The organism is Microcystis sp. LSC13-02, assembly GCA_002282935.1.
In the GTDB taxonomy this organism is placed as follows: domain Bacteria; phylum Cyanobacteriota; class Cyanobacteriia; order Cyanobacteriales; family Microcystaceae; genus Microcystis.
On sequence record MTBT01000139.1, the window covers coordinates 1 to 13147 of the forward strand.

The following is a 13147-nucleotide window of genomic DNA, read 5'->3' on the forward strand; positions in this document are numbered from 1 at the left end:
TTTCAGTATATCCTACTCTTTCTTGTCTTTCATACCAAGCTTGTGTTCTGAGATGGAGAGCTTTATTGTAAACTAATCTTACACAGCCCAATGTGCGCCGCAATAGCGACTCTTGTGTTGGTGTGGGGTAAAATCGAAACGAATAGGCTTTCTCCATATCTCACATTCTAGCATATATCGTGTAAATGCGCTAGTATTTAACAGTAAAGCCAACCTAAAACGGCGGGGTTTCAGACGCAAATTTTCGATGATCGAGAATGGCTTTAGCTTGAATTAAAGCCGATCGCACTTGTTCAAAACCTGTGCCACCATAGCTATTACGGGCCGCTACCACCTGACGAGGAGCGATCGCGTCGTAGATATCGGCCTCAAAAGCTGGATGTAATTCTTGCCATTCCGTCAGGGTTAAATCTTTTAATAACTTACCCGCTGCTAAACTGCTTTTAACGACTTTCCCGACTAAATTATAAGCTTCTCGGAAGGGAATGCCCTTGCTGGCTAAATAATCCGCCACATCCGTTGCATTAGAAAAATCTTCCGCCACCGCGTTAGCTAATCGGTCAGTTTTAAATTGAATCCCGGTGGCTAAAAGTACCGTCATCGCTTGCAAACAAATCCGCACGGTTTTAACGCCATCAAATAACGCCTCCTTGTCCTCCTGCAAGTCTTTGTTATAGGCCAGGGGTAAACCCTTCATTAAGGTCAATAACGCCTGTAAATGCCCAAAAACCCGCCCTGTTTTGCCGCGCACCAATTCGGGAACGTCGGGATTTTTTTTCTGGGGCATAATGCTAGATCCCGTGGCACAACTATCGGTGAGAGTGATAAAACTAAATTCTTGGGAAGACCAGAGAATCATTTCTTCGCTCAAACGGCTCAGGTGTACCATAATCAGACTAGCGGCCGTCATGAATTCAATGGCAAAATCTCGATCGCTAACTCCATCGAGACTATTGTTGTACACCTGCTCAAAATCGAGTAAATTGGCGCTGTAATGACGATCGATCGGAAAAGTCGTCCCCGCTAAAGCGCCACATCCTAGGGGCGAAATATTAGTCCTGGCGCGAATTTCTCCTAATCTTTGGTGATCCCGTTCGGCCATTTGAAAATAAGCTAGGAGATGATGGGCTAAACTAATCGGTTGGGCGCGCTGCAGGTGGGTATAACCGGGGATCAGGGTTTCCAGATGGTTTTCAGCGTGATTGACTAAAGCTTGCTGAAAATTGCGAATTTCTTGCCTAATATCATCGATTTGTTGTCTAAGATACAGACGAATATCCGTTCCTACCTGATCGTTTCGCGAACGGGCCGTGTGCAGTTTTTTGCCCACATCTCCCACGATCTCGGTTAAACGACGTTCCACGGCAAAATGCACGTCCTCTTGATCGATGCCAGGGTTAAAGTTGCCGGTGCGGTATTCTTGACGAATTTGTTCCAATCCAGAGACGAGACGATCAGCTTCTGCGGGGGTGATAATACCCGTATAGGCGAGCATTTTAGCGTGAGCGATCGATCCGGTGAGATCATACTCGATTAATTCGATATCAAAGCCAATACTGGCGTTAAATTCTACGATCGTAGGATGGAGACTACCTTCAAAGCGATCGCTCCAAGTTTTCTTTGCTGTCACTGTTTTCGTTAGATTATTGTGGATAAAGTTAACCAAAATATGCTGGGCAGTTTTTAGGGATAATCCGGTGCTGATAGCATTACCGCTTCAGGTTAGAAAAATCTCCAACTCTACAAGCATAAGAATAGCAAGAATTGCTCACTCTGGCTGAAGGCTGATAGGCGAAAAGCTAATAAGAAGTAAAACCTCGAAACAGATAACCGACAATCAACCCGATTAATAAGGCCCATGCTTGCCCAGTTTTGACGAAATTTGAGAAGGATTTCTGGACATTCCCGATGATATCCACGTCTTGATCCGAAATAGTCATCAAGACATTGGTAAGAGGCGAAAAGTCGATCGAGACAGATAGATGATGGAAGATGTCGATCACGATAGAATTCCTCAAAGACGAAAATCTACAGAACAAGTTAACATGAAAACGACTCAATAAAAACCACTTTTGTCTCCCTGGTGGTGAGTTGGAGAGGAGGTCACTTTCAAGATGATTGAAATTGCTGGTAATAGGATAATAATAAATTGCCCGCTTTTGCTATATCTTGACCAAAGGCGATAATTCCTTCTTCATGACCACTCATCACTAAAATTTGTTGCTCCTCTAGACGATCTTCTTGACATAAACGGATAATTTCTGCGGCCATTTCTGGGGTTCCATAGGCAATATTTTCTTGAGTGGTCGGCACTCGATACATCAAATTTTGCCACAGGGGGCGATGATGAATATGAATCACCCCATTAATCTGGGGATTCGCTTCATAAATTGCTCCATGGGTGAGAGTTTCCGAAGAAGCGGCAATTGTTCCCCGACAAGTGACCCGATTTTCTCTCCAATCGTAGTCTATAACTGTGGTGTAATGGGATTCATTTAATACTGGGATTCCCCCAGTGTTAGTGCCAGAAATAATAATTTCTTTGTCTATTTTCCCTCGTTGACTCACATTACCAAAACCGATTCCGTTATCGTATTGACCGATTAATCCCAGTTGATAGAGGCGATTGCGCCAATAATTTAATTCTGCAATCTCTGAGCTTGCTAAGGGACGGTCAGGAATCCAAGTACAATTGTATTTAACGCAACCTTCATCAATCATATATTTTTCAAAAATATTCGGGATAATTTTGACACACTTTCCGCACAAAGTCCTGGAGAGGATAGGAAATATTAGTGATATAATTATCTTTAATGACTTGGGAGAATAGGGGTAAAACTTCCGTGTCTAAGGCGGGTTTAAATAATTCCATCGGCAGGATTAAATCGGAACCTTCCCGCACATCAATTGTCTCAAAATTGCTGGCTAAAATTAACCAAAGAGGACGCACCCAAAGAGCCGAACGACTTTCGATCACCTGAATTACTTCTCCGTATAAAGTTCGATTTTTGCAGAATAAACTAACAATTTGATGGGGAGTAAATGTGTTCATAGACAATTCTAGTTTTCCTCGATAAGCTAAGACGCATTTTAACCGCTTATTCTTAGATTAGCCGAATCTCCCCCCAATCTCTTTACTCTTGCAAGAGCCAACAGTAAAGAGTGTCTCATCTCAACAAGCAATTTAAATGCGCGGGCAGCTTATCTTTCACTGGTCACTGATTACTGTTTACTGATCACTGAAAAAAGCTTGCCACTTGCCGCTCCCTTGCCAGATTGGGAAAAAACTCCGTTAGAATACGGGAAGCCGTTTACAAAACGATACAAACTCATGACCGTTGCTTACCCTCGCAAATTCAAGAAGACGATGAGCGCTCGCGACATCATGAAGCGTGTCATTAGCGATCGCGAAATTCATCTTGTCACCCTCAACCGCTACCGCTACAACGAACAACGTAGCTGTAAAGACCTGACCGAACTGATCGAAACCTTAGACGGACAACCGAAAGAACTGATACAGGAGCTTTCCCACCACGTCGCCGATGAGGCCCGCCATGCCTACTGGTTAACCGATTTATTGATCGAATTGGGGGCCGATGTGGGGAAACCGCCGGGGTTGTCCTATATCGACGAATTTGAACGTCTTCTCGATCAAGATCAATTCCAAGGCGAAGAACAAAGGGAAGATGGACTGATTGCGGCCCTAGCGGCAATTAACGTCACGGAAAAACGGGGATGCGAATACTTTGCCGCCCATATCTATGCCCTCAAAGCAGGGGAACAAACCCCAGAAAATCTGAAAATTCAGGAAACGATCGCCAAAATCTTTCCTGAAGAAGCGGGTCATGTGCGTTGGGGCAATCGTTGGTTAGCCAAAATTGCCCAAAAAAGCCCCGAACATCGGCAAAAAGTCGAAAAAGCTAAGGCCAAATACTCAGCGATCGAACAGGCCGCCTATGAATCGGGTATGGATATCACCCTGGGGGCAGAATTGCGCCGCGTCGGTCATTTAATGGAAATCGCCGCCACTATGCCGCTTTGGGAACGTCCTCAATATCTGATGGAACGTTTACCCCAATCCCTTCTCGACCCGAAATTACAATTATTCCGGGTAGAAGCGGCTCAAAAAGCCTGGAATCGTGATCCACAAATGTTTATGGAACGCTTTTTGCCGATGTTTTTTAATGCGGACGACAATATCGGCAAAAAAGAGAAAGTCAACTAATTTAACCTTGATTTTCAGGGGCAATCGTTCAGCGATCGCCGAAGAAATGTTCATCGAGGATCGAGAAAATCGGCTATTGTTTTAAATAGGGGTGAGTTCTCGGCTTTAGGGCCGGAGAAACACCACTTTTTTACTGTTTATTTTGGCTTTTCTCTTTTGGATTATGCGTCTTTTAGCTGCCTTTGATCGCTATCCCGATAGTGTATCTTTAACCCTAGAACCAGTAGCCACCGACTCGCAAAAATTTGATTTATATTTAACTTTACACCTACAAGCTCAAATTCAATCTCTCCTCGGCGGGGAAATGAAATGGGGACTGAAAGGAGGAAAATTAGATTTTGTTTTAGTTAATTGTCACCTAACACCAAATCCTCTTTCTAGTCAAGAGTTATACATAAATCGTATTAATAATCATCAATGGCGGTTATCGTTCAAAAGTCCTCAGTCAATATTTACAGGAGCGATCAAAAGGATTAACCTAGGAACCGTGAGTGTGGAGGAAGAACCTTATCATCTCACGGTGCAATTTTCGGTGACAGATTCTGATATCTGTATCACGGAAACATCGGGATTATGGAAACACGATATAAGCCCCAATAAACATAGTATTTTAGAGCGAAAGTTAGCATTTTTCCTGATGGAAAATCAATTTGATGCTTTTTTGAGTCGTATTTCTTTGGGGTCATCGCAAGTAGAATTAGATACTGTTCTAGTTGAACCGAAACCAGCAGCATCAGAAAATTTAGAGAAATTGCCAGCACAAATCGAGGGAATTTATGCTTCTGTTAGTGATGATTTTCTCGAACTGGCCCAATTAGCTGAACTCGATCCCCTAAGGGATTTTACTGGGGCAAATCTCCTAGCAGCGGAATTAAGTGGTATATCTTTAGGTATGGCCAATCTCTATCAAGCTAATCTGCGCGGGGCCAATTTAACCGATGCTGATTTAAGCGAAATTAATGGCAGTCATGCTAGTTTTAAAGGAGCGGATTTAAGCGGAGCCTTATTAGCTAATGCCGATTTAAGTTATGCTGATTTTTACCGTTCTAGTTTGGCTTTAGCTAATTTAATCGGCTCCAATTTAGAAGGAGCTAATTTGGTTGAAGTCAACATCACTCAAGCGAATTTTAGCGGAGCAAAAGTGAAGGGGGCAAAGTTTGCCGATAATGTGGGTATGACCGAGGAATTGCGGGAAAACTTACGCTTGCGCGGAGCTTTCTGCGATTAGTCAACTATTAAGCCTCTAAGATGCTACTAAATCCGCTCACCGCTCACCGAAAATAGCGTTATTGAATAACAAAAGAAGATTAGAGATTTTCCTCGGTATCTATGCCTAATTCCCGCAGTTTAGCCGCTAATTTCGCCGCTTTTTGCTTTTCTTGCTGGACTTGGTTTTCTGCCTCTAAAACCCGATTTTCTGCCTCTACAGCCCGATTTTCTGCCTGTTGTGCCGCTTCTGCGGGAGTGGGTACTAATTCACCTTCGGGGGTAAAATAGCGCAATTTATTGGCAGATAAACCCAAATATAAGCCTAATTGTTGACTCCAGAGCCATCCCTGGGCATTGGGGGTAATCGGTTGATATTGACCGCTAATTAGGGTAAATCCTTGAAATTCTAGGCTTTCTGGGTCAAACCAAAAATAATCGGGAGTGCGAAATATATCTTGATAAATTTGTTTTTTCTCCTCTCGGTCAACTTTGGCGGTACTATCGGAGAGAATTTCGAGAATTAAATTGGGATATTTGCCCTCTTCTCGCCAAACTACCCAACTTCTGCGGTTGGGGTTGGAATTTGTCCCCAAAACGACGAAAAAATCAGGACCACGGAAGAATTCTGACTTTTTCTGGTTGGGACTGTAATAGATAGTTAAATTGCCGGTGGCAAAATAATCTTCTCGCTCGCGCCACCACCATTCTAAACACTGAATTAGTAAAATAATTTGTTGTAGATGTAGGTTACTTTCCAAGGGTGGTTCATCACTCCAAAATTGGCCTTGTGGGAAGATTATCTCAGGGTTTACATGAGACTCGACTAGGGGTAAGCTTTCAGCGATAGTCATGGTTTTCCAACAGAGATAGGTCGAGAACTTATTATAAATGATTGAAGGGATTTTTTGAGCAATTGTAGCAGTAGCAATTGAGGTAGAATATTCTTGTTAGTAAATCGCCATTTTCCCCTTAAACAATACCAGAACGCAGGGCAATTACCGCCGCTTGTACTCGGTCGTCCACGGCCAATTTATTCATAATGCCCCGCACATGGGTTTTAATCGTATTGGTACTTAAATAAAGTTGTTCGGCGATTTCAGCATTACTTTTGCCCTCAACAATTAACTTTAAAACCTCCATTTCTCGCTCCGATAAAAGTGCTAGATTGGGATTAGGTTGCACTGCCGGCGGCTTGAGATTATCCATGACTAAACGGGCAATTTGGGGGTCTAAATAGGTGGCTCCGTCCTTAGCTGCTTCAATGGCGGCCAAAAGGCGATCGAGACTCGCTCCCTTGATACAATAGGCATCAGCACCACTAGCCAGAGCTGCGATCACTTCCTGTGGGAGAGTGTGGGAAGTGAGCATGACCACATGAACATTAGCTAAACCCTCCTTAATCTGTTTAGTTGCCGCAATGCCATCGAGACGGGGTAAACCGATGTCCATGACCACTAAATCCGGCCGCAGGGATAGGGCTAATTGTACCCCCGCTAGACCATCACTAGCTTGACCGACAATCTCAAAATCCGGCTGTTCACCGAGCGCTTGTTCTAAACCTAACTGCATTAAAGGATCGTCTTCAACAATTAAAATCCGCATGATCTTTGATTCCTAACGGGAAAATGTACGGTTTTCACCCATCTGCATGAGGCAGAACTACTCCTAGTTTAGGCAATCTGGAGATAGATTAACAGTGACCAGTGACCAGTGACCAGTGACCAGTGACCAGTGACCAGTGACCAGTAAACAGTAATCAGTGAAAAGACAGTGAGAAACTACTATTTAATACTGCCAGCTTAATACATACTGCTCACTTAGAACTCAAATCTGATAACTGATAACTGATGACTGATAACTGATAACTGATAACTGATAACTGAAAATGCTACGGATTTCATCAGATCGGTCTAAAATTGTGCTTGTTGCCCTAGTTTATCTGGGTGTTGGTTGGCTAGGCTATCTCTGCTTAAATTTAGGCTCGCGACCTGCTCCGATTTGGATGAGTGCTGGTATTGGCTTAACTGCGGTTTTTTTAGGGGGAAAAAGGCTAGTTTTAGGGGTTTTTATCGGGGATTTGCTTCTTACCTTCTTTTTAGCGGCCAGTTGGCCCATAGCTCTATTTTCGGCACTCGGTAGCAGTTTATCGGCTCTGTTAGGGGCGCAATTCTTGCATTATCTGAGATTTTCCGCCACTTTACAGCGCATTCGCGATATCCTTTTACTGGTATTTTTAGCGGCTTTATTAGCCTCGGCAGTCAATGCCACTATCGATACTTTTGCCCGTAGTTGGCTAAATACTTGGGATTGGCGGCAATTTGGACAGTCTTGGGGCATTATCTGGCTCGGAGATAGTACGGGTATATTAATGACCACGCCGCTGCTGTTGCGTTTTTCCTTCCATCGTCACTCCCTGCGGGAACCAAGGCAACCCCAACGCCTTGGTGAGGCCTTACTTTGTCTGAGTTTGCTAACGGTGGTGACTTCCGTGGTTTTTGGTGATCAACAGGATTTTCTTAACCCCGATTGGAGTATGGTGCAGTACCTCGAATATCTGCCTTTTCCTTTTGTGGTTTGGGCCGCCATGCGTTTTCAGACTTGGGGAGCGGTAATAGCGAATTTTTTAGTATCTATTTTAGCTTTGATGGGATTGGCCAAGGGAATCAGCCCTTTTATCCTACAGGCTCCCGATTATACCAGAGGTGTCTTGATCTTACAAATCTTTTTAGTTATTGTCATGTCAACTTCTCTGTTTTTATCGGCGGCGATTAGCGAAAGACAACAGATCGATCGAGCTTTAAATGAAACTTTAGAACGAGAACATTTACTAACACAAGTTGCTTTAAAAGTCCATCAATCTTTAGATATAGATCAGGTTTTAAATACCATTGTTGAGGAAATCAGACATTTTCTCGATGTCGATCAAGTCTATATCGGTCACTGTCAAGAGCGGGGTTGGTCCAAGGTAATCGCTGAGTCCCGTCGTCCCGAGATTCCCTCGCTGATGGGTTGGTTTCCTGAACCAGAATTACTCGAAGAATTGGGACAATTATTTTCTTTAGATAAGTTAATTATTGCTGATAATACCGCTAAGGTGCAAACTCTGCCGACTCTCAAGGGTTATTACGAATACCTGCAAGTTAAATCCTCTTTAGTTTTACCTCTAACGGTTAATAATCAACATTTAGGTGCTTTAGTTGTCCATCAATATTCCCATCCTCGTCATTGGCAAAAAAGCGAGGTCAAATTATTAGAACAGTTAGCCACCCAAGTTTGTATTGCTATCGGCCAAGCGCAACTATATCAGAGGGTGCAAAGCTTGAATAATAATTTAGAACGGGAAGTGGCAGCAAGAACCTTGGAACTGCGGGAAAAAGTCCGGGAAATTCAGCGTTTATACGAAATGAAAACGGTTTTTTTACAGGCAGTATCCCACGATCTTCGCACTTCGATTATGGGATTAGTGATGTTATTAAAAAATTTACAGTGTCGGCAAACAGAAAAAGTAACTATCTCGCGAGCAATGCTCGATCAGGTGGTGCGTAGTTGCGATCGACAATTAACTTTAATTAATGCTTTATCAGAAAATCATTTTGCTGAAGAACGGCCTTTAATCTTGCATCGTCAACCTCTATCTTTAAAAGAACAGGTGGAAATTTGGCTCAAAGATTGGCAGAAAGATTTTGATTTATACCAAGCTACTTTTATTAATCTTCTCCCCGATGACTTACCCGCTATTGATGCTGATCCTTGTCAGCTAAGAAGTGTTTTTGAACAATTATTAAATAATGCCTTAAAACATAATCCTCCACCGATTCAATTAGCTTTAGATGCTCGTATTGACCAAGATATGCTCTACTGCACTTTAAGCGATAATGGCATTGGCATGGATGAGGAACAATGTCAACATCTTTTCCATTTATATGTAAGAAATCTTCATAATCAACACCTAACGGGAATCGGTTTAGGTTCCTACCAATGTCGGCAAATAATCGAGGCTCACTCTGGGAGAATTGGGGTAAAAAGTACCCCGCGGGTTGGCTCACAGTTTTGGTTTACTTTACCCCTTACCCATCAAAATTCTAGAGTGATTAAGCAGGAGTTAGTCAACAGTAATCAGTGATTTTTAACAGGATCGAGATAATTATGCTTACTCGTCAATCTGGGGTTAGATTTGCTTTAGGTTTATTGATTATTTTCAATATTTTCTATTTTGTCCATCTCGCCTACTATAGTTATGTTTGGCACGATGAATCTTTGGTCTTACTCCATCTTTCTGGTTACACACCCGAACAGTTAATTAACTATCTGTTCGATGGACAAATTAAATCTACAGAACAACTCTGGCAATTTCAAGGGGTTAATTCCGTGAAAGGTTTTCCTGATACCTTAGCCTCTCTTTATACTAGCTCGAATTACGATCTACCTCTCTATTATAGTTTCCTCTGGTTTTTAGCAAGGTTATCGGGCAATTCTTATCTGGTCTTAAGAGGATTTTCGGTAATTATTTGGCTTGGCATTTTATGGAGTTTTTACCATTTGGCTTTGACTTTATTTAAAAATAAAAACGCCGCTTTAATCGCCACTACACTTATCTTCTTTTCCCCTCGTTTTACTGGTTATGCTCTAGGAATTTGGGAATACGGACTATATGTTTTCTGTTCGATACTTTCTAGCTGGTTATTTCTCAAAGCTATTGATTCCTCGCAACCGAAAAAAGATTGGTTTTTCTATAGTTTATCCCTAATCGCTGGTTTATATACCCATGTTTTCTTTATCTTTGTTCTAGTAGTCCATAGCCTATATTTTCTGTTGCAGCTGAATTCTTTTAACTCTTTAACCCAAAAATACTATAGCATCAGCTTACTTGCTTCTCTGTGGATTTATTCAATTTGGTTAACCCGGATTTTTACTGGTCGATTTACTATCTTTGGATGGTCAAAAGGCAGTTTACCCCTAGAGGTACTTTGGCAAAGATGGGTAATAATGATCGCTCGTTTATTTTATAATTTTAGTTTAGCCAATCCCACCATCAACCCTATTATTGAATACTGCCTAATTATCCTCGTCATCATCTCCTTTATTTATCTGGGCAAAAAAGCCGATAAAAAAGTTTTTACCCTGATTATTCTCCTGACAATTATCCCCTTTTTCTCTCTTTTAGCGTGGGATCTAATCAGAGGATTTCGCTACACGGCTGTGGGCAGATTTTACTTACCGAGTTTTCTCGGTATGTTGCTGGCAGTTACCTTTTTACTAAGCAACGGATTACAGCAGCGCCAAGGCTGGGCAAAAATTCTCTTAATATTATTGCTAGTTTTCGGATTAATTGCCAAAATTCCCTATCCACCGCCGGCAACTAGATATGTGGGCTATGGTAGTAATATTCCCAACGCTTATACAATGATTAATCGCAGTCAAAAACCTCTAATTATTTCAGAACATTGGTTAGATACCTTGCCCCTTATCCATACTACTGATGCTAAGACAAAGTATTTATTTGTTCAGTCGAACCCTAAAGTTTCCATCCCATCCTTAAAAAATCAATTTACCGATATTTATCTCCTCAATCCTTCCCCTAGTCTCAGACAATATTTAGATGACTGGTCTATACAATTATCCCCTACGGAAAATCAAGCCTTTTGGCGAATTGATTAAAAAACCATTGACCCCTCTTGCCAAAACAGACCACAACCTGATAGACTAGATAAACCAAGGCTTCAGGGAATAGAATTGGGCAGTTCATCCCTAAGAGGGATTGACTTTTACAAAGTTTTATGCTTGCTCAACTGGAGAGTCCCCGAAATCTGGTGATTAAGAGTTTTAGCCTCTTGGCTATCGGACTGACTAAGCAGACCTAACAAATTCAACTGTATGATACCGAGTCAAGACATCGGCGAGGCAGTAGATTCAGTCAGAAAAACTGACGCACAAGACTTCTCTAATTTAATGCCTAGACCTGGCTGGCAACAAGTGGCGGGTTTAGGTAGAGACTGTTTTTGGTATTGAACCCCGATTCTTTTCGTTCTTTACCGGTTTTAGTGATTGCCAATAGGGATTTTAAGCCCGTAATTGGTTGAAAATTTCTATTTATTCGCAAAAATTCCCAGTCGCTCCCTGTACTAATCCTAGGGATCGACTTCATGATCAGTAATTTTCCCCAACCAATTCTCTGGAAATCAGCTTCCAGAACAATTTAGTTATTTTATGAGTAGCAATGCCTTAACCAATCGTGAACATCTAATCGAACTGTATAATCGAGGAGAACGCAACTTTGCGGAAGTCAGACTTAGCGGAGTTAATTTAAAGAGACAGTGTTTAAACCAGATTAACCTAAGTCATAGTTACTTAAAACGAGCCAATTTAGCCGAAGCTTGTTTAATTAACGCTAATTTCAAGGACGCTGCCCTCGAAGAAGTCAATTTAAGCAAAGCTTGTCTTATCGATGCTAACCTGACTAAAGCCGACCTTTCTGGGGCAAATTTGCGCCAAAGTAACCTAAGCGGCGCAATTTTGAGTAATACTGTTCTCAAAAAGGCTGATTTAAGTTCTGCCTGTTTAATTCACAGTAGCTTACTTTTTGCTCAACTGTTCAAAGCGAATCTCGAAGCGGCTAATCTCACCTCAGCCACTTTAACCCATGCCATGGCGGGGAAAGCTAACCTAAAACGGGCTATTCTCACTCGTGCTATTCTTAGCTCTGCTAATCTTAGCCATGCTAACTTAAAAGAGGCTAACCTAATTCGAGCCTATCTCTATCAAGCTAATCTGGAAAACTGCCATCTTCAATACGCCGACCTCAGCTATGCCGATTTGCGCGGGGCGGATTTACGGGGGGCGGATTTACGTTATGCTAACCTCGAAGGTGCTAATCTGACGGGAGCTAACCTCAATTGTAGCGATTTTGAGGGAGCTAACTTAACCGGAGCCGATTTAAGCAAAACTGACGCTAATAAAGCCAATTTTCGCCAGGCTAACTTAACCGGTTGTAATCTGCTCGGTGCTAATTTAGCCTCCGCTAACCTTTCTGGTGCTAATCTACACCAAGCGGGATTACTCTTGAGTTATTTAGTGGGAAGCAATCTTAAACGAGCTAATCTCAAACAAGCTAACTTAATTGGGGCGATTTTAACCGAAAATAATCTTCTTTCTGCTTCCCTCGAAGAAACTATTCTTCCTAACGGTAGTTGCGGTAATCTCCTTTCCTAAATAGGGTTTGCGGCAAAAAGTTTTTCGTGGGGGTAGGGTGTGGGGTGTGGGGTGTAGGGTTTTAGCGATTTTCAGGTGGTCAATTACCTAATTTTCAGGCAAAAAGTACCTGAATTTTCCCCCCAATCACTCCTAGCTAAGGCACTTTTTGAGGGGAAAAAAGTCCAAAAGCCTTATCCAACAAGGTTTTTATATTTATTCAGCCAACCCCAACTATAGTGTAAGGAAGGCTTAAACGCCTTCCTTTTTGGCTAGGGAAAAAGGCGATTATGTCCCGTTTTGTATAGCTCTAACCTGTTCAACCTCTAATTCTAAGGCGGATGCGACTTGCTCAACACTTAACCCTAAGGCTAACAAACGAGAGACCGCCTCTAATGCCTTGTTTAGTCTGCCTTGCTCAATGCCTTGCTCAATGCCTTGCTCACGACCTTCCTGACGCGCTTCCTCGCGCACATCTTGAAAATACTGAGTTTGTTTTAATTCATCTAAACTAAACATAGTTTC

The 13147-nt window shown here is 42.2% G+C and carries 12 protein-coding genes and 1 pseudogene; 5 read left to right on the plus strand and 8 right to left on the minus strand.

What is annotated here, in order from left to right:
* From BGL89_RS08375 to BGL89_RS08395, 5 genes are all read right to left on the minus strand, one after another.
* On the minus strand, positions 1 to 157 hold a 157-nt coding region (locus BGL89_RS08375; protein ID WP_286825328.1), incomplete at its 3' end, for a helix-turn-helix domain-containing protein.
* A gap of 57 nt (positions 158 to 214) precedes the next feature.
* Positions 215 to 1630 (minus strand): argininosuccinate lyase, encoded by a 1416-nt coding sequence (gene argH / locus BGL89_RS08380; protein ID WP_286825318.1) that lies wholly within the window; start codon positions 1628 to 1630, stop codon positions 215 to 217.
* Positions 1631 to 1799: 169 nt separating this feature from the next.
* Positions 1800 to 2003, minus strand: coding sequence for a hypothetical protein (locus BGL89_RS08385; protein WP_286825319.1), 204 nt, complete (start codon positions 2001 to 2003; stop codon positions 1800 to 1802).
* Positions 2004 to 2109: 106 nt separating this feature from the next.
* Positions 2110 to 2721, minus strand: a complete 612-nt coding sequence (locus tag BGL89_RS08390) for a class II aldolase/adducin family protein (RefSeq protein WP_286825320.1) — start codon at positions 2719 to 2721, stop codon at positions 2110 to 2112.
* A gap of 7 nt (positions 2722 to 2728) precedes the next feature.
* The gene (locus BGL89_RS08395; RefSeq protein ID WP_286825321.1) at positions 2729 to 3052 is read right to left on the minus strand and encodes a hypothetical protein; all 324 of its coding nucleotides are present in this window, start codon (positions 3050 to 3052) and stop codon (positions 2729 to 2731) included.
* A 279-nt stretch (positions 3053 to 3331) separates the two neighbouring features.
* On the opposite strand from BGL89_RS08395, the gene BGL89_RS08400 reads away from it, so the two are divergent.
* The gene (locus BGL89_RS08400; protein ID WP_286825322.1) at positions 3332 to 4225 is read left to right on the plus strand and encodes a ferritin-like domain-containing protein; all 894 of its coding nucleotides are present in this window, start codon (positions 3332 to 3334) and stop codon (positions 4223 to 4225) included.
* 163 nt (positions 4226 to 4388) lie between these two features.
* Entirely contained in the window at positions 4389 to 5453 is a 1065-nt protein-coding gene (locus tag BGL89_RS08405; protein ID WP_286825329.1) for a pentapeptide repeat-containing protein, read from the plus strand.
* A 79-nt stretch (positions 5454 to 5532) separates the two neighbouring features.
* Here the strand turns inward: BGL89_RS08405 and BGL89_RS08410 are convergent, their stop codons facing one another.
* A complete protein-coding gene (locus BGL89_RS08410) occupies positions 5533 to 6285 on the minus strand; it encodes a Uma2 family endonuclease (protein ID WP_286825323.1) in 753 nt (250 codons plus the stop codon).
* Positions 6286 to 6403: 118 nt separating this feature from the next.
* On the minus strand, positions 6404 to 7036 hold the full coding sequence (locus BGL89_RS08415; protein ID WP_286825324.1) for a response regulator: 633 nt from the start codon (positions 7034 to 7036) through the stop codon (positions 6404 to 6406).
* A 283-nt stretch (positions 7037 to 7319) separates the two neighbouring features.
* Between BGL89_RS08415 and BGL89_RS08420 the strand changes: the two genes are divergently transcribed.
* From BGL89_RS08420 to BGL89_RS08430, 3 genes are all read left to right on the plus strand, one after another.
* Entirely contained in the window at positions 7320 to 9557 is a 2238-nt protein-coding gene (locus BGL89_RS08420; RefSeq protein ID WP_286825325.1) for a sensor histidine kinase, read from the plus strand.
* A 23-nt stretch (positions 9558 to 9580) separates the two neighbouring features.
* On the plus strand, positions 9581 to 11092 hold the full coding sequence (locus tag BGL89_RS08425; protein WP_286825326.1) for a glycosyltransferase family 39 protein: 1512 nt from the start codon (positions 9581 to 9583) through the stop codon (positions 11090 to 11092).
* 549 nt (positions 11093 to 11641) lie between these two features.
* The gene (locus tag BGL89_RS08430; protein ID WP_286825327.1) at positions 11642 to 12643 is read left to right on the plus strand and encodes a pentapeptide repeat-containing protein; all 1002 of its coding nucleotides are present in this window, start codon (positions 11642 to 11644) and stop codon (positions 12641 to 12643) included.
* 267 nt (positions 12644 to 12910) lie between these two features.
* On the opposite strand, the pseudogene BGL89_RS08435 reads toward BGL89_RS08430, so the two are convergent.
* Positions 12911 to 13147, minus strand: a pseudogene (locus BGL89_RS08435) (Rpn family recombination-promoting nuclease/putative transposase); the annotation flags it as partial.